The following is an 18,781-nucleotide window of genomic DNA, read 5'->3' on the forward strand; positions in this document are numbered from 1 at the left end:
TATTACTATATTCAGGAGCCTGCCTGTCACATGCAATCACAAAAAAGCCGATGACATGGTCACCGGCTTTAAAGGCGTCATTAGTCTTGGAGATTAATCCACACACTTTTGACCTCTGTATAGTTGTTAAGGGCGTATGATCCCATTTCTCTGCCAAGACCTGATTGCTTGTATCCTCCAAACGGGGAGGCAGCATCAAAAACGTTATAGCAGTTGACCCAAATCGTGCCTGCTTCAAGACGTGCAGCAATATCATGGGCATGTTTTAAGTTTTCTGTCCAAAGTCCTGCTGCTAATCCATAGTCAGACTGGTTGGCTCTTTCGACCACTTCTTCAATGGAATCGTAAGGAATTGCAGATAGGACAGGTCCAAAGATTTCTTCTTTTGCGATGGTCATGTCATCTTCTACATCTTTAAAAACAGTAGGGGAGACAAAATAACCAGCCTCATAAGGGCAATCGCCACCGACAACGGCTGTTGCACCTTCTGATTTACCTTTTTCAATATAGCCTAACACGCGCTCATGCTGTTCTTTACTGACAAGAGGTCCGATTTGCGTATCTTGATGAAGACCAGCTCCTTGTTTGAGGGATGTCGCATATTCAGCCATTTGATCGACAACCTCATCATATTGGCTCCGGTGAACAAAAACCCTAGAACCTGCACAGCATACCTGACCTTGGTTAAACATGACCCCATTTAAAGCACCTGGAATAGCTTTCTTTAAATCGGCATCTGGCAAAATAATGTTTGGTGATTTTCCGCCAAGTTCTAATGTGACCCTCTTAATGGATTTGGCTGCTTTCTCCATGATGAGTTTCCCAACACTTGTTGACCCCGTGAAGGCAAGCTTATTTACATCAGGGTGATCGGTTAAGGCGTTCCCAGCTGTTTCACCGAATCCAGGAACGATGTTAATCACACCTTCTGGGAAGCCGGCTTTATCTACTAATTCAGCTAAATAAAGCGCAGAGAGGGGTGTTTGTTCTGCTGGTTTTAACACGATGGTGCAGCCAGTCGCAAGTGCAGCACCCATTTTCCACATGGCCATAAGCAGCGGGAAGTTCCAAGGAATGATTTGTCCTACAACGCCAACAGGCTCATGACGGGTATAATTAAAATATCCTTGGCTGACAGGAATGGTTTGTCCGCTTATTTTGGTTGTCCAGCCCGCATAATAGCGCATATGCTCGATTGCGAGAGGGATGTCTGCATTGGTTGTTTCATTAATTGGCTTTCCGTTATCTAAAGTTTCGAGCTGAGCGAGCTCTTCTTGGTTTTCTTCCATTAAATCGGCAAGCTTAAACATGAGGCGGGCGCGTTCTGCGGCAGACATGGAGCGCCAAGGACCATGAAAGGCTTTTTTGGCTGCTTTTACTGCCTCATCAATGTCTTTTGCACCTGCTTCATATACATCAATAAGGGTTTCACCTGTGGCTGGGTTAGGAGTTGAAAAGGTTTTGTTATCGTGACTTGTGACAAACTGACCATTAATGTAGAGTTTTTTCGTCCCTTGGAGAAAAGATTCGAGTTTTGAACTAATTTGAAGTGTTGTAGAGCTCATAAATAAACAAACCTCCTTAAAGATATGGGTTGTTCTGCGAGTTCTAGGTGAAAAAGCGGATTTGAGTAAATGATCTAGTATACGCACATGGATGTAAACGTATACATTCATCATATTACACCACATGTTTGAAAGCAATCCATAACACTCATTGCATTTCATGAAAAATTGGCTACAATAAATATATAGATGAAAAAAGGAGTTTTTAAATCATGATCCATCAAAACTGGCAAACAGCTCAAACGTTAAAACAAGTAAAATGTATACATACGAATGCGAAAAAATATATGGTCGACCGTGCACTAACGGCTGGAAGCACATATGAAGTGAAAAATGAAACAGAAGAATTCCTGTTTGTCGTTGATAATACAGGTAAAGTAGGCGGGTATTATAAAGAGTATTTCGAAGCCATTTCTGCTGAATGATTTTGGTGATCATCACTCATACTAAGAAAAACAGTAAAGGGTGATGATGATGAAAAAGAAGCAAACAGATGAGCAGAATCAACAAAATGCTTGGCATGATAACGAAGATGCTGATATGGCAATTACGCTTGAGCAGATTTCCGATGTATATGCCGAGGGAACCATTGAAACACCAAAAGACGAATAGTCATTCTAAACAGTGATTTGAAAAAATCACTGTTTTTTTATTGGCCACAACTCAACCATTTTTCTCAAAAAGAACTGAAACTTTTTTCCTGCTTTAACAGTCTAAATAAGTAGAGGAAAGAGCATCGAATCAAAAAGAAAAAGTTAAATGAAATTTAATCTATTCGTAATGGAATAACGACCATTTATAGCGTATTCTATAAGTGAGAACAAAACGTATCCACAGAGCGTGTGGCCGTTTTTTCATAAAGGAATTTGATGGAGGAAGAGGGGGTTTACGTGGGTATTTTTTCTGTCAGTAAACAAAATGATAAGAAATTCGAATCCTTACTAATTGAAGGGGAGAGAATTGAAGCTGTTTACAGACTGCGTCACGACCAAATTTGTTTCACCAATAAACGACTGATCTTTGGCGATAACCGCGTATTTTCTAAGAAGAAAGTCAGGGTCTCCTTGCCGTATCGATCAATTGAAAGTTTTGCCATTCAAGAAGCTGGCGTGTTTGATCAGGACACAGGTATGCTGCTTGTCACAAGCTCAAAAGTATTTGAACTCGATTTTTCGAAAGAGACGGATTTGAGTGATGTGCAAGCCATTTTGACAAAACATCTTTGCTGATCAACCTTGCGATTACATAGATCACATGCACTTTTCTCATTCTTCGTATTTATTTTCATAGATCGCACATTTCCTGAACCCTTCCCCATATTTTCTGGGAAGGGCTTTTTTGTTTAGGTGTTTGAATGATAGCAAAAAAGGATAAAGATGAAACAGATACAGAAAGGAGAATGAACAATGAAAGTATTAGTTGCAGGAGCAAATGGACATACAGGTAGACTCGTTATTCGTTATTTAAAAGAAAAAGGACATGAGCCGCTTGCTCTCATTCGAGATGAAAAACAAGCGGATGCGCTAAAAGAACTTGGTGCAGCGCCTGTCATCGGTGATCTTGAACAGGATGTGACAGATGCTGTGAAACAAGCAGATGCTGTCATTTTTGCAGCTGGTTCAGGCTCAAAAACAGGTGCAGATAAGACGATTGCAGTGGATCAAGAAGGTGCAAAACGTCTTGTTGACACAGCAAAAAAAGAAAATATTCAGCATTTTGTGATGCTGAGTTCCTATAATGCCGATGATCCAAACCAGGGAAAAGGGCAAGGAAGTATGGAAATTTATTATGAGGCAAAAAGAAAAGCAGATGAACACTTAAAACAGTCTGGGCTTTCCTATACCATTGTCCGTCCAGGTGCCTTGCTGCATGAGGAAAAGACAGGAAAGATCGAAGCTGCAGAGCATATTCCAGATGATCAAAACATTGAGATTTCAAGAGAGGACGTAGCCGCTGTACTTGTGGAAAGCTTAACAGAATCCAATGTGAAAAATAAATCCTTTGACTTAATTAAAGGGGATAAGCCAGTAGAAGAAGCACTTCGCATCCTGTAAGAGAAGAAAGGCTGCTGCCAATCAGGCAGCGGCTTTTTTGATGTTTTCATTTCGTTAGCATCGGGAAGGTAATAAGAAAGGAGTGATTGACCGTGGGCTTAACGAAAGAACAAAAAGCTGATTTATACGAAAGATTGAATCAATTAAAGGAAGATGTAAAAGGGTCAAAAAAGAAAGAAGAATCTATGCTAAGTGAATCGAGCGAGATTTCAAATGGTGTTGGGAACCATATCGCTGATCATGGGAGCATCTATTTAGACCGCATGACCGAACAAACGCTGGACCAAGTTGATGGCCAGCTTGAAGCTGAAATTGATGCAGCACTGAAACGAATGGAAGACGGAACATATGGGATTTGTGAGAAAACAAGGAAAGACATTCCATATGAACGTTTAAAAGCAGTTCCCTATACACGTTATTCAATCGATGCGAAGAAAAACGAAGAAACCACTCAAGATCCAAACGAGTTTGATCGTAATTTCTCTGATCAAATGCGTGATTTAACAAATAGACAAACTATGGATCAGATGCATTCAGATACGTATGAACGATTAGAGGAAGAGCAGGATGTTGACATAGACGAAGAAAAATAGGATAATTAGTGAACTTTACATTTTTTCAGAATAATTTTTTCTTATATGTACAAGGACAAATCTCTTGTATACACGAGTCTTTCATAGAAAAAAGATCTCTTGAAATTTAATAAACTTTCGTGTAATATAGTTTAAAGGCTGCGATGCGCGTAATGTTAATTAAGTTTTAACCTTTAAGCTGTAATAGGGAGTTTTATATTGAAGCCGGAATGTCATGCCTCCTTAGAGAGGAAGACAGGAACGTTTCTGCAAACACCCACTTTGAGGAGTGGTGGTTTAAAACTTTCTTACTTAGATTACGGCATCCGCAGCTTTTCCTAGGATGATTCAAGCCATTTTCCATTTCGGAAAATGGCTTTTTATTTTGTGAAAAGACGAAATTAGACTGATCGCCTGTAGAGCCAAGAATCTGTGTTAAAATGGACAAAACAAATGACGGAGAGGGAATTGGATGTTAGAACAAGCAGAAGCACTCCTGAAACAATATTATGGCTTTGATGCCTTTAGAAAAGGACAGAAACAAGCCATTGAAGCAATTGTAAATAAACAAAAGGATACTGTCTGCATTATGCCGACAGGCGGAGGGAAGTCAGTTTGCTATCAGATTCCTGCACTAATGATGGAAGGTACAACGATCGTCGTATCTCCGCTTATTTCATTAATGAAGGATCAGGTTGATGCGTTAAATGAGATGGGCATACGTTCTTCCTTTTTAAACAGCACCCTGTCCGCAGCTGAAATGAATGAAAGGCTGAAAAAATGCGAAAATGGGGAATATGAACTGCTTTATATCACACCTGAACGCTTACAAAATGAACGTTTTTTTCAGCTGCTAGATCGGTTAACGATTCCTTTAATTGCGATTGATGAAGCGCACTGTATATCTGAGTGGGGACATGATTTTAGGCCAAGTTATCGCTTCATTCAAGAATGCTTGAACAAGCTGTCAAAAAGACCGGTGATTGTTGCATTAACAGCTACAGCGACGAAAAAGGTCCATCAAGATATATGTGAACAGCTTGGTATAAACGGAGAAGAAACCATCTTTACTGGGTTTGCTAGAGAAAATTTGTCCTTTCAAGTGATCAAAGGAGAAAACAGTGAACGTTTTATCACACAGTATATGAAGAAAAACAGTCTTGAGTCTGGCATTATATATACCGCCACTCGTAAAGAAGCGGATAATATTTATCATCGTCTAAAAAAACAAAAGATCAAAGCTGGCGTTTATCATGGGGGATTGGATGATCATACGAGAGAAGAGCAGCAAAACCTCTTTTTAAATGATGACATCCAGGTGATGGTCGCAACATCAGCATTTGGCATGGGAATCAATAAGTCGAATGTGCGTTTTGTGATCCATCATCAAATTCCTAGGGATATTGAAAGCTACTATCAAGAAGCTGGCCGTGCCGGCAGAGATGGGCTTGAAAGTGAATGCATCTTACTGTTTTCACCTCAAGGTGTAAGAGTGCAGCGCTTTCTCATTGAGCAGTCAATAGAAGATGAGACGCGCTACCAGCATGAGCTGCTTAAATTAAGGCAAATGGTGGATTACTGTCATACTGAGCAATGTTTGCAGCAATTTGTGATGGACTATTTTGATCAAACAGCTAGTTCGCCTTGCGGTAAATGCAGTAACTGCCTTGATGAAAGAGAGCGTGAAGAGGTCACAAGAGAAGCACAGATGGTGTTATCCTGTACAGTGAGAATGAATGAGCGATTCGGTAAAATGATGATCGCCCAAGTACTGGCAGGCTCTAAAAACAAAAAAGTGCTAGAGCTAGGTTTTGACCGTCTCCCTACATATGCTTTAATGAAACAACATTCGACTCAGCAAATCAGTGACTTCATTGAATTTTTAATTACAGAAGAGTATTTGCACATGTCTGAAGGTGCTTATCCAACACTCAAGGTGACCCATAAAGGGAAGAAAGTGCTAGTTGGACAAGAGGCAGTGTATAAAAAGCAGGCGATCAAAGCAGAAGCCATTCAAGAAAATGATGCATTATTTGAGCAATTGAGATCACTGAGAATGAAGCTAGCTAGAGAGCAAGGAGTCCCGCCGTTTGTTGTTTTTTCTGATCAAACATTGAAGGAAATGTCAGCGGTAGAGCCTCAAACAGATGAAGAATTACTCCAAATTAAGGGGATTGGCGCTCAAAAAAGAGAGAAATACGGAGATGTTTTTTTAGAAGAAATTCGTTTATTTATAGAAAAAGAGAAAAAATAAAAGGTTTGAAGAAGAAAAATAATTTTTTTTTGCTGCACTTGGACACGTTTTCATCAGGCTGTTTTTGATCCTTTTAAAACCTTGATATGGCGGGGAATAAAGCCATTTTGTGGTCTGATTTACCAATGGAGAGAGATGTTTCATGTAAAGGAACTGTAATCTAAAACATATCGTTTTGTTATTGAAATGACATTTACATATGTTACGATAGCACTCGTTAGCCGCCATAAAAAGCTAACAAGGGAGGATTTACTTTATGAAGAAGACTATTATGTCCTTGGTTGCTGTTGCAGCAATCTCAACAACAGCATTAGGAGCACAGCAAGCTTCTGCAAAGGAAATCACTGTACAGAAAGGTGATACACTTTGGGGAATCTCTCAAAAAAATGATGTGTCTCTAAAGGACCTAAAGGGTTGGAACAATTTATCTACAGACATGATCTATGTAGGAGATAAATTGACAATCTCTTCAAAAGAGAAAACTCAGGAGCAGTACAAAGTCCAGAAGGGGGACAGCCTCTGGAAAATCGCTCAAAAATTCAATGTGTCAATTAGCGATATTAAGTCTTGGAATAACTTAAACTCAGATATAATTATGATTGGTTCAACATTAAGTGTTGCTGGTCAAAGCTCAGCTCCGGTAAGCTCAGAACCTGTTCAAAAACAGGCACCTGTCCAAAAAGAGCAAACAACGAAAAAAGCTGCTCCTAAAAAGGAAACAGCTAAAGCAGAATCATCTTCTGCTAGTCAAAGTGTACAAAAAGAAATGACTGTAACGGCTACGGCGTATACAGCAAATGATGGTGGCATCTCAGGTATCACTGCAACAGGGGTAAACTTAAACAAAAACCCAAATGCAAAAGTGATTGCAGTAGATCCTAATGTCATTCCATTAGGAAGTAAGGTTTATGTTGAAGGCTACGGTGAAGCCATCGCAGCAGATACTGGCGGCGCAATTAAAGGTAATAAAATTGATGTACATGTACCAAGCAAATCCCAAGCGAAAAATTGGGGCGTAAAATCAGTCAAAGTAAAAGTACTTAACTAGTAGTCTATTGTTTTTTGGAAGAAAGCATCAGGTGGCGGCCTGATGCTTTTATTATACCTTTTTTTGGTCAGAAATACACATATTTTTCTGAAAAATTCGCATTTTCGACAAAAACCAGCGTATAAGCCCATACAACGCTGGTTTTTGTGTCGTTAGCTGTCAACCCAATAAATTTCTCCGCTTTGTTCTTTCCAATTGATCTGGACATCAAATTGATGCTTTTCATAAAAATGAATTAAGCGGTCCACGTGATCCCAGTCTCTTTTGACGAGGTCGCCAGTAATCACTGGGATGTTCTGCTCTCTTGCAATTTCTTTTAAATGCTTCATGCAGATAGAGCCGTACCCATTATCTGGCGGGCCTTTAATATCGGCAATATGAATCTTTCCTTCTTCAGGATATTCCGCAATTAAGGAAAAATCAGATTGTCCGCGAAAAGCTTTTTCACAATCGCTGAGCATTATTTTACATGTATCTGCACTTTCAATGGCAGAGACGATCAGCCACTCATCTTCTTTCGCTTGATCGATGCCAATGATTTTTGCTTTTTTCGAAATATCTTTCATATTTTCTTGCATTCGATACATTTGGAACTGCAATTGCTGTAATTCTTGCTCTAATGTCTTCACATCTTTGGCTGTTTCTTGTAAGATTGACAAGTCCATTACTCCTATCCTATCAGAAATGATAAAAATCACATAAATTCCAATTTTAAAGGAAGTGGATGGATCTTTCAAGCCGTTAAAACACCTGTAACCTGCAAGTTTGTCTAAAATTCGACGAAGACAGCGAATTCATTGACTTTATAGAGAAATTTAAATAACATACTCTTAGTCGGAACTAATAAAGAGAGGTTTTCAAACATGAAAGAACAGAATCAAAAACCGAAAAATTTCACTGGTATTGTGATCATTTTAACAATTGCCATAAACGGATTAATCGCTTTATTATTTTTAATGCCAAAATCAGATAAATTTAGTCATCTGGATATTACATTTTTGCCGTTACTGAATGCCGTGATGAACAGCTTTACGTTTATCTTTTTACTTTCAGCACTTATCATGATTAAACAAAAGAACATTAAAGCGCATAGACGATTTATCTTTGCTGCATTTTCAACGACACTTGTCTTTTTAATTTCGTATGTCACCTATCATTCAATGGCAGCTGATACTCATTTTGGAGGAGAAGGGATCATCCGCCCGATTTACTTCTTTATTTTAATCACACATATCGTCTTATCAGCAGTCATTGTACCGCTTGCCTTGATTACGCTGTTTAGAGGCGCACAGATGCAAGTCGAGCGCCACCGTAAAATTGCTCGCTGGACAATGCCGCTATGGCTTTATGTCAGTCTCACTGGCGTCATTGTGTATATGATGATTTCTCCATACTACAGCTAACGTATGTCCAACTGGACATACGTTCTTTTATTTACAAGATGCAGTGCTTTGGATAAAATAGGAATTGGGTATCCGACTTGCACGGTATCTTCCCATCTATAGACTCACATCATTTCTGGCCGTTTGCTCGTTTGGAGAACAACAATTGAACGAAACGGGGGTTATATGATGACTGAACAATTGCAGTATAAACCGGGGCTTGAAGACATTGTGGCAAGCGAAACGTCTATCTCATACTTAGATGTGCAGCAAGAAGAGATTGTAATTCGCGGGTATGACCTCATCGAGTTGGCACAAAAAAAGACCTATTTAGAAACAGCCTATCTGCTTATTTATGGAAGATTACCAGATGCCATGCAATATCACCAATTTCAGCAAGACATTTCCTCACAAACCAACTTACATCCAACCATTCAATCCATTTTAACAAAACTGCCAAAAACCACTCATCCGATGGATGCCATGAGAACGTGCATATCTGCTCTTAGTGGGTACGATGATGCATTACAAGATCGATCAGAAGCGTGCCAGCAAAAGCGTGCTGTTCGATTACTCGGCCAGCTGCCGGCGATTGTCGCTGGAAGCTATCATATTCTCACAAAAGACGCCGCTATTTCTCCAGATCAGACCAAATCCTACACTGAAACCTTTTTAACCATGCTAACCGGACGCACGCCAACCCAAGACGAAATCACCGCTTTTGACCAAACACTCACATTATATAGTGAACATGAGCTGCCTAATTCAACGTTTGCCGCTAGAGTCATCGCATCCACACATTCTGACATGTATAGTGCTTTTACTGGAGCAATTTCTTCATTAAAAGGTGACTTGCACGGGGGAGCGAATGAAGCTGTCATGCATATGCTTCTCGAAGGAAAAACAACGGAAGGCTTCCTTGCGCTGATTGAGCGAAAATTAGCCGCAAAGGAAAAAATGATGGGCTTTGGCCATAGGGTATACATGAGAAAAATGGACCCAAGAGCTGCTCTTTTAAAACGATCATTGAAAACGCTTACGGAATCAAAGGGAGATACAACGCTTTATGACATGTGTGTAGCAGGAGAGGCATACATGAAAGAGAAGAAAAACCTCTATCCGAACCTTGATTATTACGCCGCACCTATTTATTACGTGCTCGGGATTCCAATTTCGCTTTATACACCGATTTTCTTTGCTGCAAGGGCAAGTGGATTAGCTGCTCATGTCATTGAACAGCATTTGCATAATCGCATTTTTAGACCGAGAGTCCGGTATTTAGGGCCAAGAGGATTAAAAGTTTCAGATGATGATAGAAAAACGGGGGAATGATCATGAATAAAACAGCAGTCGCCAATCAAACAGATCAGCTATTAGAAGAAATCGCAGCCTATGCAGTAGATGGGGAAATTACGAGTAAAGAAGCCATTGAAACGGCACGATATGTGCTCATAGATACACTTGGCTGCGGAATGCTGGCGCTCAATTTTCCTGAATGTACGAAACATCTAGGACCGATCGTACCTGGAACCGTTGTACCTAACGGAGCAAGAGTTCCAGGCACTTCCTTTGTGCTAGATCCTGTTCAAGCAGCTTTTGATATAGGCTGTATGATTCGCTGGTTAGATTATAATGACACATGGCTTGCAGAGGAGTGGGGGCATCCGTCAGATAACTTAGGCGGAATATTAGCTGTGAGTGATTACATCAGCAGAACACGTCTTGCAAACGGAGAAGAGCCGCTTTCGATGAATGACGTATTGCATGCGATCGTCAAAGCACATGAAATTCAAGGTGTGCTGGCTTTAGAAAATTGTCTAAACCGCAATGGCTTGGATCATGTGCTATTTGTCAAAGTAGCAACTAGTGCTGTTGTGTGTGCATTGCTTGGCGGAACAAAGGAAGAAGTCCAGCATGTTTTATCACAAGCGTTTGTTGATAATTCACCGCTTAGGACGTATCGCCACGCCCCAAACACAGGATCTAGGAAATCGTGGGCAGCGGGTGATGCAACAAGCCGCGGGGTGAGACTGGCAATGATGACGCTAAAAGGGGAAATGGGCTATCAAACGCCGCTTAGTGCAGAGAAGTGGGGCTTTGAAGATGTTCTGATGAAAGGGAAATCTCTCACACTTGCTCAGCCGCTAGGATCATACGTCATCGAAAATGTGCTTTTCAAAATTTCTTATCCTGCTGAGTTTCATGCCCAGACGGCTGCAGAGGCTGCTATGATCCTGCATGACGCTGTAAAAGGTCGATTAGATGAAATTGACCGAGTAGAGATTAAAACACATGAATCAGCGATTCGGATTATCGATAAGAAGGGACCGCTGTATAACCCAGCAGACCGAGATCATTGCTTGCAATATATTACTGCGGTTGGATTGATCTATGGTGAGCTTACTGCTGACCATTATGAAGAAGAAACGGCGCAAAATCCGGCCATTGATCGTCTCCGGGATCAAATGGTTGTCAAAGAAGATAAACAATATACAGCGGATTATTTAGATCCGAAAAAGAGATCTATTGCAAACAGTGTGCAGATCTTCTTTAAAGACGGGACGATGACAGACCGAATTGAAATTGAATATCCACTTGGTCATCGCAGAAGAAGGCAGGAAGGCATTCCTCTGCTTGAAAAGAAATGGCTTTATCATTTGAAGACAAGATTTCCACAAAAACAAGTGGATCAAATTGTGTCACTCTGTCAAAACCCAAATCAATTAAAAACAACAACCGTACCAGCATTTATGGACCTATTCGTCATATAAGGGAGGGAACTAGTGTGTGGATCGTGAATGATGAATCAAGTCAAGCAGATTTAGCCGCAGCCTTTCAAGAACAAATGCACAAATCAGCTTTATTTCAAATCCCAGGCGTTCACGATGGAATGTCTGCGCTCTATGCAAAAAAAATGGGCTTCCAAGGGCTCTATTTATCCGGCGCCGCTTTTTGTGCCAGCAAAGGATTGCCTGATCTCGGCATGATTCATTCAACGGAAATGGCGGAAAAAGCGAAGGAAATCATTCGAGCTTCTCAGCTGCCGCTTTTGGTCGATATGGATACTGGCTATGGCGGTGTATTGAATGCTGCAAGAGCGGCAAAGGAAATGGTAGAAAGTAAGGTGGCAGCAGTTCAAATTGAAGATCAGCAAATGCCGAAAAAATGCGGGCATTTAAACGGAAAATCACTCGTTCCAGTAGAAGAAATGGTCGCAAAAATCAAAGCCATTAAACAAGCGGCACCAACGCTTTTGGTGATTGCAAGAACCGATGCAAAGTCTGTAAACGGGATGGAGGATGTCATCCACCGGGCCAATCTTTACGTAGAAGCAGGAGCTGATGCTATTTTTCCTGAGGCACTCATCACAGCAGAGGACTTCACGCATGCGTCAAACAATATTAAAGGACCGCTTCTTGCAAATATGACGGAGTTTGGCAAGACGCCTTATTATCATGCAGACGAATTTTCTGTATTTGGTTTTCAAATGGTCATTTACCCTGTGTCATCACTAAGAGTCGCTGCAAAAGCGTATGAGCGTTTATTTACAGAAATCATGGAGAAGGGGACGCAGCAAGGAATGCTAAAGGACATGCAAACGAGACAAGAGCTGTATGAAACGATTCATTATGATGAATATGAGGAAATGGATCAGCATTTAGCGAAAACGATCCTGCCGGAAATCGGGAAAGAACATCGATAAAATGAAAAGCACTTCCATTGAGGAAGTGCTTTTTTTACGATGATGGTGAGGATGACGAAGCCAATTTCATCTTTTCTTCAACTGTTTTCGTTTTTTCTTTTACTTTTTCAGCATAAGTGAAGTCACCGAAGCAATATGGGTAGCGGAAGTTATCTTTGTTGCCTCCGCACGTATAGACTTCTGGGTTTCGTTTCACTTGCTTTTTAGAGTATTGCTTTGCCAATTTCTCGGAATGTTTTCCACCGTTTTTTGCAACAAAATCAATATAGCCAATTCCCATATTATAGCTTTGGATAATAGTTTCCAAATCAACGCCTTTTTTCTTCCCATGCTTGTACATAGTAGAAAAATGATGGACTCCTTGTCTAATGCTTTTCTGAGGGTCATTGATTTCATTTCGTTTCAAACCAAGAGATTCAGAGGACTGCATTGGATCTCCCCCTCTGCCTTTTGATTCTTGATACATCATACCGAGGATTAACGCGGTATATTGATCTAAATCTTGATCTCTTAACTCTGTTTCTACAAGCGGTTTGAAATCATCCAATCTCGACAAAACAATTGATTCCGTATCAATCGGCAGCTTTTTTAACTCCTTTTGATTAAAGGACATGACAATGGCTGCTAATACGAAAACAAACAGAAAAATCGTGAAGCAGCCTGAAATGGCAAAACATCCTGTTTTTTTCTTTTTCAAGGTCAGTTCACCCCTGTTTTGCCCCGCTTTTAAAAGGGAAGTACAGCCTTTTTATTATGCCATATCCTGCACAAGATACCAAGTGAAAACCTTATAATCAATCGTACCCAAATGTAAATTCGGGTCTTGTTTTCAGTCTGTAGCAGAAATAAACAAAACCGATAATTAGCCAAAGCAAACCAATGATTAATGCATTTGTACTGATGCTCGTTAACAGCCATATACAAAAGGCCGTCCCGCACAGAGGGATCACTGCGTATCTCAATGTATTGAGTACACCTCTTTGTTTTTGTCTAATGAAATAGTACGCAAAAACAGATAAGTTCACAAATGTGAATCCAATCAACGCACCGAAGCTGATAAAGGAATAAATGACTTCAAGTTCGCCAACGACTGCGGTTAAGGAGAAAGCACCAATTAATAAAATATTAAAAACAGGCGTTTTTAATCTCGGATGAATATATCCGAAGAAACGCTTCGGTAACGACTCATCTCTACCCATTGCATATAACAGCCTTGCTGCACTTGCATGTGACGATAAGGAAGAAGAGATAACAGCGACCATTGTGCCAGCTAAAAAGAACGAGTGGAGAAAGGCGCCGCCCACAAATTCCGCAATTTCAAGTGACGCCGCATCTGGATGCTTGAACTGCTGAAAATTTGGAAATACTTGCTGCAAAAAATAAGACGTCAAGGTAAACAGTACGCCTCCAATGGCGACGGTTAAGAAGATGGCAAGTGGGATCGTCTTTTTTGGCTTAATGGTTTCCTCAGACATGGTTGAGATGGCATCAAATCCTAGAAACGAAAAACATAAAATGGTTGCTCCTGAAAAAATAAGCGCTGGATCTAAGCTTTCCGAATAAAAAGGCCGGGCGGATAATAATTCTCCGCTGCCTGCGTTTTGCTTGAGCCCATAAATAATAAACCCAACAAAAGTGACGGCGACAATGACCTGGAAGGTCACAAATAGTGCCGTGATGTTGGCTGTAAGCCGGATACCGATTACATTGACAGTCGTTATGGCGATAGCAAGTATGATGATCCAAATGTAATGAGGTACATCAGGAAAGGCTGCGGTTAAATAAGCACTTCCAATCGCAAAATTCACCATAGGCAAAAATAAATAATCCAGTAAAAGTGTCCAGCCTACAAGAAAGCCAACATGAGGATGAATACTTTTTTGCGCGTATGTATAAGCAGATCCTGCTTTTGGAAAAGCCTTCACCATATTCCCATAGCTAAGCGCTGTCAATAGTAATGCAAGTAACGTAAATATATAAGCTGCAGCGACGTGTCCTTTCGTCAGCTGAGCCACAATGCCGTATGAATCAAATACGACAAGTGGATCCATATAAGCAAGCCCGATCACAATAAGTGGAAAGACAGTCAGGCTGCGTTTTAGTCTTGGCTCTTCAGTCAATTTGCCTATCAGCTCCTCTAAAAAAAATGAATAAATAATGCTCATTTTAAAAAGAATGCTACCAAGTGTCAATGCTATTTGAGTAAATCTTTTTTCTGAAGTGTGCTCTCTTTGCATGCCGGAGGTTTTGGTATATGATGATACATAGAATAAGTCGTGATTTGACGGACAAGAAAGGTGAAGCAAAATGAAGGAAGAACTGAATACAAATCAAGAACAGGAACGGATGGAGCTGGATGAAGAAAGTCTATTTCTTGTCTCCCAAACCTTTAAAGCTTTATCTGATCCGACACGTATTCGAATTCTGCACCTGCTGTCTCAAGGTGAACACTCGGTAAATGATATAGCAGAAACACTGAATCTCATGCAATCAACCGTTTCTCATCAGCTGCGCTTTTTAAAAAATCTTCGTCTTGTGAAATCTAGACGAGCAGGGACCTCAATTTTTTACAGTCCTGAGGATCAGCATGTAATGGAAGTGCTTGAACAGATGATTCACCATGCACAGCACGATTGATAAAAAACCTTCCTACGCCAATAGGAAGGTTTTTATGCATGATGTACATGTGTCGATCGTTTACTTGCTTTCATCATGTGAAAAGAAAAGACAACATAGTAAGCCGCTAAAAGGAAAAAGCTGAGCATGGTCATCGCATCATCGCTCACGATATGCTGATACAGTTCAACGACACTGATCTTGGCCATCGAATGGTTTGTCAGTTCAACCAGCTTAAAACTAAGCCTGGATAAAAACAAGCATAAAATGAAGCTTTCAATCCATTTACTCGTTTTCATATACAGCCGGCCATTTTCTTCTTTCATACGAATCGTCTGATAGGCATGAACAGCAAGGCTGCTTCCAAAAAGCATACCAATAGCGGCATAGATCAAGATATTGTGATTTTGCCATCCTTCTGATAGGAGAATAAGGGCTGAAAGACCAAAGAGATACATTCTCATCAAAAGCCTGATGGGGCGTACAAGCTGATAGCGTCTCATTCGATTCATTCGAATCATGATGCAGATCAACATAATGCTCCCAATCATGAACAATTGCCACACGTTATGTGTCATGATGCAACCTCCTCCTGCACGTGCAGGGATGTAAACGAATGCTGGCTGTTACTTATCTTTACCATTCTTTCTTTTTTTATCAAAACAAAACCTACATTTATGAAAAAGAGGAAAAGTCATGAAAATTGACCGCATTTTATCTACTGTGATGCTGCTCATTAGCAAGAAGCAAGTACAGGCGAAAGATCTTGCTGAACTTCACGAAGTGAGCACGAGAACCATTTATCGTGACATTGATACCATCAATCAAGCGGGAATCCCTGTTGTGACAACCCAAGGAGCAGGTGGAGGCATTTCACTTGTTGAGGACTATCGTTTAGAGAAAAAATTATTTACCGATGATGACATCGAAGTCATTTTAACAGCTCTTGAAAGCATGACGAGTGCATACTCCTTTAAAGAAAGTGAACATGTACTGAAAAAAATCAAATCTCTCATTGCCCCGCATACCGATGAAGGCGAGAAACAGCACCATGTCTTCATTGATTTAAGCTCCTGGGGAAAAGACAGCCAGGCAGAGCAGAAGCTCCAGCTCATTCATACAGCTGCGTCAGCGCACCAATACATTCAGTTTACTTATCGCAATGCGAAAGGTGAAACTCTTTCGCGCAAAGTGGAGCCTTATACGCTCGTTTTAAAAGGGAGGCATTGGTATTTGTATGCGTTTTGCTGTGTAAAAAAAGCTTTTCGTCTGTTCAAGCTGACTAGAATGACCGATCTTGTCACCATTTCAGGGTATTTTCAACCGAAAAGAGTCAAAAACGAAGAGAAGCCTTGGAATGATTCTTGGCAAGAACAGCCGTCTGTCAGCCCAGTCATGCTCAGGTTAACGGAAGCATCAGTGGGGAAAGTGAAGGAATGGGTAGATGAGAACGAATTGAACGTCTGTTCAGACGGTACCTATCTTGCCACCATCACAGTACCTCTTGATGATTGGTTAAATAGTTTCCTATTCCATTTAGGTCCAGATGTTGACATTCTTTCTCCGAAGCATGTCAAAGAAGGGTTTGATCTCCAGCTGAAACAATTTCTCAAACGAATAGAAACTTGACACAATGTTGTCAGGTTTCTTTTTATATGATAGAAAAAAAGGAGATGAGAATGTATGTACGATATCGTGACATTAGAGAAACAATGGATAAAAGGGCTGTCTGTTCGAACAACAAACGAAATGGAGCAAACAAAAGAGCGGAAGATTGCTCCACTCTGGCAGCAATTTTTTGCGCAGCAGCTTCACGGAGGGCAAGCGCCCGTCATAGGATTGTATTCAGATTATGAAAAAGATGAGCATGGCTCTTATTTATTTACTGCTGGGCAATTCGTGGATCAGCAGTTAGAACATATCATAGAGATTCCTGCCTCCGCCTACGTAAAATTCCGAACGAGAAAGGGTCCGATTGAAGAGGTCGTGTGGGAAACATGGCAGCAGATTTGGACGTGGGATGAGCGCCATTACCGCACATATACAGGCGACTTTGAATGGTATGACGAAAGATCTATTGATCCAAAAGAAGCGCAAATTGATATTTATATTGCGGTTGATGAAGAAATGCTTGCTAAAACTAATAGTATTAGTTAATATAAAACTAACAATATTAGTTTTAGGGGGACACTTGATGAGATTGACAACTTTTGACCGTCTGCACCAGCTCACATTGATGCCGAGATTATTCCCGGTAAACTGTTATGTTTTTGAGGAAGAGAATGGACTGATCTTAATTGATGCTGCGTTAAAAATGGCAGCAAACTCGATCATCGAATTTGCTCGACAAAAGAACAAGCCCATCCACAAAATCATTCTCACCCATAGTCATATGGATCATATCGGTGCATTAGATGAAGTGAAAAAGGTTTTTCCAGAGGCTGTCGTCTATTTATCAAAACGCGATGCCCGCCTATTTGAGGGTGACTTGTCCTTACTTCCTGGCGAACCCCAGCAAAAAATCAAAGGCAGTTTTTCGAAACATATTCGTACAAAACCGGATGTGCTTGTCGAAGAAGGGGATGAGATTGGACCGCTGAAAGTCATTGCAACACCAGGGCACACACCTGGCAGCATATCCTTATACGAAGAAAGATCAAAAGTTGTGATTGCTGGGGATGCCCTTGTGACAAAAGGCGGCTTATCTGTTACGGGTGAATTTCGCTGGTCTTTCCCTTTCCCGGCTTTTGCTACATGGGATGCAGAAACCGCACTCAAAAGCGCCGAAAAATTACTGGCACTTCGCCTATCCTGTCTTGCTGCAGGACATGGCGATCTCATTATAGAACCTCATGAAAAGCTTCAAGCTGCCGTTCGAAAAAGGCAGCAGCAGCTGAAGAAAGGGGAGCAGTAAACCGTGTCTCCAAGAATGGGAATCACGCAAGAAAAAATCATCGATACAGCAGCTACATTTGTTGATGAAGAGGGTTTTTCTGCTTTGACCATTGCTACATTGTCTAAAAGACTGAACATCAGACCACCCTCTCTTTATAATCATGTATCTGGTCTTCATGAAATTCAGGCGGCACTCGCAGAAAAAGGGCTGTCCATGCTACGTGAAGAAGGCATACACGTAACAGAGGGGCTGGATAAAGAAGAAGCTGTGTTAGCCTTTGCCAAACAGTATGTTCAATTTGTCCGCGAACATCCAGGTCTTTATGAAGCAGCCTTTTCACATATGGAGGAGAAAAAAGTAAGAAGTGAGGCAGAGCGCCTTGTTGAATTTGTCCAAGCCATCATGGCCCGTTTTGGTGTCAAAGAAGAAGAGATGACACATGTGGTCAGAGGACTAAGAAGTTTATTGCACGGCTTCGGTGATATTTCAAATAAAAATGGATTTCAACGAAAAGAACAGCTTGAAGACAGTGTGAGCTATGCGGTCAAGCTTTATATCTCAGGTGTGTTGCAAAAAGAAGATCTGTCTCATTGACAGGTCTTTTTTTGGTAGTGGATCGATATGTTTTAGAGGCGGTCATCTTGAACCAATTTTTTGACAAAAAAAAGAATAAAGATTTGACAGTTTTGTG

General features: G+C 40.7%; 21 protein-coding genes and 1 other RNA gene. 17 read left to right on the forward strand and 5 right to left on the reverse strand.

Annotation, left to right across the window (positions count from 1 at the left end; all coding sequences use genetic code 11):
- Positions 1-80 precede the first annotated feature (80 nt).
- The gene (locus tag SB660_RS15015) at positions 81-1,565 is read right to left on the reverse strand and encodes an aldehyde dehydrogenase family protein (RefSeq protein ID WP_058014905.1); all 1,485 of its coding nucleotides are present in this window, start codon (positions 1,563-1,565) and stop codon (positions 81-83) included.
- Positions 1,566-1,777: 212 nt separating this feature from the next.
- Between SB660_RS15015 and SB660_RS15020 the strand changes: the two genes are divergently transcribed.
- The 8 genes from SB660_RS15020 to SB660_RS15055 all read left to right on the forward strand — a co-directional run bounded on the left by SB660_RS15020 (position 1,778) and on the right by SB660_RS15055 (position 7,493).
- Complete coding sequence (locus SB660_RS15020; protein WP_058014906.1) at positions 1,778-1,990, forward strand: DUF6501 family protein; 213 nt, start codon at positions 1,778-1,780, stop codon at positions 1,988-1,990.
- Between the two features lie 49 nt (positions 1,991-2,039).
- Positions 2,040-2,177 carry a DUF4025 domain-containing protein gene (locus SB660_RS15025; protein WP_223250615.1) on the forward strand — a complete coding sequence of 46 codons (138 nt, stop codon included), beginning with the start codon at positions 2,040-2,042 and terminating at the stop codon, positions 2,175-2,177.
- Positions 2,178-2,455: 278 nt separating this feature from the next.
- The gene (locus tag SB660_RS15030) at positions 2,456-2,794 is read left to right on the forward strand and encodes a PH domain-containing protein (RefSeq protein WP_024422682.1); all 339 of its coding nucleotides are present in this window, start codon (positions 2,456-2,458) and stop codon (positions 2,792-2,794) included.
- 177 nt (positions 2,795-2,971) lie between these two features.
- Positions 2,972-3,619 carry an SDR family oxidoreductase gene (locus tag SB660_RS15035; protein WP_058014907.1) on the forward strand — a complete coding sequence of 216 codons (648 nt, stop codon included), beginning with the start codon at positions 2,972-2,974 and terminating at the stop codon, positions 3,617-3,619.
- 92 nt (positions 3,620-3,711) lie between these two features.
- The gene (locus SB660_RS15040; RefSeq protein WP_410583133.1) at positions 3,712-4,212 is read left to right on the forward strand and encodes a TraR/DksA family transcriptional regulator; all 501 of its coding nucleotides are present in this window, start codon (positions 3,712-3,714) and stop codon (positions 4,210-4,212) included.
- Positions 4,213-4,344: 132 nt separating this feature from the next.
- A non-coding RNA gene (ssrS, locus tag SB660_RS15045) (6S RNA) lies at positions 4,345-4,530 on the forward strand.
- Positions 4,531-4,663: 133 nt separating this feature from the next.
- Positions 4,664-6,445 (forward strand): DNA helicase RecQ, encoded by a 1,782-nt coding sequence (gene recQ, locus SB660_RS15050; protein WP_180310649.1) that lies wholly within the window; start codon positions 4,664-4,666, stop codon positions 6,443-6,445.
- 256 nt (positions 6,446-6,701) lie between these two features.
- Complete coding sequence (locus SB660_RS15055) at positions 6,702-7,493, forward strand: LysM peptidoglycan-binding and 3D domain-containing protein (protein ID WP_007500712.1); 792 nt, start codon at positions 6,702-6,704, stop codon at positions 7,491-7,493.
- Positions 7,494-7,645: 152 nt separating this feature from the next.
- On the opposite strand, the gene SB660_RS15060 is transcribed toward SB660_RS15055, so the two are convergent.
- Positions 7,646-8,158 (reverse strand): hypothetical protein, encoded by a 513-nt coding sequence (locus SB660_RS15060; RefSeq protein ID WP_257474632.1) that lies wholly within the window; start codon positions 8,156-8,158, stop codon positions 7,646-7,648.
- Positions 8,159-8,356: 198 nt separating this feature from the next.
- On the opposite strand from SB660_RS15060, the gene SB660_RS15065 reads away from it, so the two are divergent.
- From SB660_RS15065 to prpB, 4 genes are all read left to right on the forward strand, one after another.
- Entirely contained in the window at positions 8,357-8,896 is a 540-nt protein-coding gene (locus SB660_RS15065; protein WP_012010243.1) for a DUF420 domain-containing protein, read from the forward strand.
- Between the two features lie 168 nt (positions 8,897-9,064).
- Complete coding sequence (gene mmgD, locus SB660_RS15070; RefSeq protein WP_410583135.1) at positions 9,065-10,207, forward strand: citrate synthase; 1,143 nt, start codon at positions 9,065-9,067, stop codon at positions 10,205-10,207.
- 2 nt (positions 10,208-10,209) lie between these two features.
- The gene (locus tag SB660_RS15075) at positions 10,210-11,646 is read left to right on the forward strand and encodes a bifunctional 2-methylcitrate dehydratase/aconitate hydratase (protein WP_410583137.1); all 1,437 of its coding nucleotides are present in this window, start codon (positions 10,210-10,212) and stop codon (positions 11,644-11,646) included.
- A gap of 14 nt (positions 11,647-11,660) precedes the next feature.
- Positions 11,661-12,578: a methylisocitrate lyase gene (gene prpB / locus SB660_RS15080; RefSeq protein WP_058014912.1), complete on the forward strand. Its 918-nt coding sequence runs from the start codon at positions 11,661-11,663 to the stop codon at positions 12,576-12,578.
- A gap of 34 nt (positions 12,579-12,612) precedes the next feature.
- Here the strand turns inward: prpB and SB660_RS15085 are convergent, their stop codons facing one another.
- Together SB660_RS15085 and SB660_RS15090 are read right to left on the reverse strand one after the other, a co-directional pair.
- Positions 12,613-13,275 (reverse strand): lysozyme family protein, encoded by a 663-nt coding sequence (locus SB660_RS15085; protein ID WP_003215897.1) that lies wholly within the window; start codon positions 13,273-13,275, stop codon positions 12,613-12,615.
- A 97-nt stretch (positions 13,276-13,372) separates the two neighbouring features.
- Complete coding sequence (locus tag SB660_RS15090) at positions 13,373-14,698, reverse strand: APC family permease (protein WP_410583140.1); 1,326 nt, start codon at positions 14,696-14,698, stop codon at positions 13,373-13,375.
- Between the two features lie 187 nt (positions 14,699-14,885).
- Between SB660_RS15090 and czrA the strand changes: the two genes are divergently transcribed.
- Positions 14,886-15,215: a Zn(II)-responsive metalloregulatory transcriptional repressor CzrA gene (gene czrA / locus SB660_RS15095; protein ID WP_007500691.1), complete on the forward strand. Its 330-nt coding sequence runs from the start codon at positions 14,886-14,888 to the stop codon at positions 15,213-15,215.
- Between the two features lie 32 nt (positions 15,216-15,247).
- On the opposite strand, the gene SB660_RS15100 is transcribed toward czrA, so the two are convergent.
- Positions 15,248-15,772: a CcdC protein domain-containing protein gene (locus SB660_RS15100; RefSeq protein WP_339162796.1), complete on the reverse strand. Its 525-nt coding sequence runs from the start codon at positions 15,770-15,772 to the stop codon at positions 15,248-15,250.
- 118 nt (positions 15,773-15,890) lie between these two features.
- Between SB660_RS15100 and SB660_RS15105 the strand changes: the two genes are divergently transcribed.
- The 4 genes from SB660_RS15105 to SB660_RS15120 are packed head-to-tail and all read left to right on the forward strand — an operon-like array spanning position 15,891 to position 18,684.
- A complete protein-coding gene (locus SB660_RS15105) occupies positions 15,891-16,823 on the forward strand; it encodes a helix-turn-helix transcriptional regulator (RefSeq protein ID WP_058014915.1) in 933 nt (310 codons plus the stop codon).
- Between the two features lie 54 nt (positions 16,824-16,877).
- The gene (locus SB660_RS15110) at positions 16,878-17,351 is read left to right on the forward strand and encodes a GyrI-like domain-containing protein (RefSeq protein ID WP_058014916.1); all 474 of its coding nucleotides are present in this window, start codon (positions 16,878-16,880) and stop codon (positions 17,349-17,351) included.
- 37 nt (positions 17,352-17,388) lie between these two features.
- Positions 17,389-18,108: an MBL fold metallo-hydrolase gene (locus SB660_RS15115; RefSeq protein ID WP_058014917.1), complete on the forward strand. Its 720-nt coding sequence runs from the start codon at positions 17,389-17,391 to the stop codon at positions 18,106-18,108.
- 3 nt (positions 18,109-18,111) lie between these two features.
- Positions 18,112-18,684 carry a TetR/AcrR family transcriptional regulator gene (locus SB660_RS15120; RefSeq protein WP_058014918.1) on the forward strand — a complete coding sequence of 191 codons (573 nt, stop codon included), beginning with the start codon at positions 18,112-18,114 and terminating at the stop codon, positions 18,682-18,684.
- The last annotated feature ends 97 nt before the right edge of the window (positions 18,685-18,781 follow it).

Origin of the sequence: Bacillus sp. SIMBA_005 (assembly GCF_046535585.1) — a bacterium.
GTDB classification, from domain to species: domain Bacteria; phylum Bacillota; class Bacilli; order Bacillales; family Bacillaceae; genus Bacillus; species Bacillus pumilus.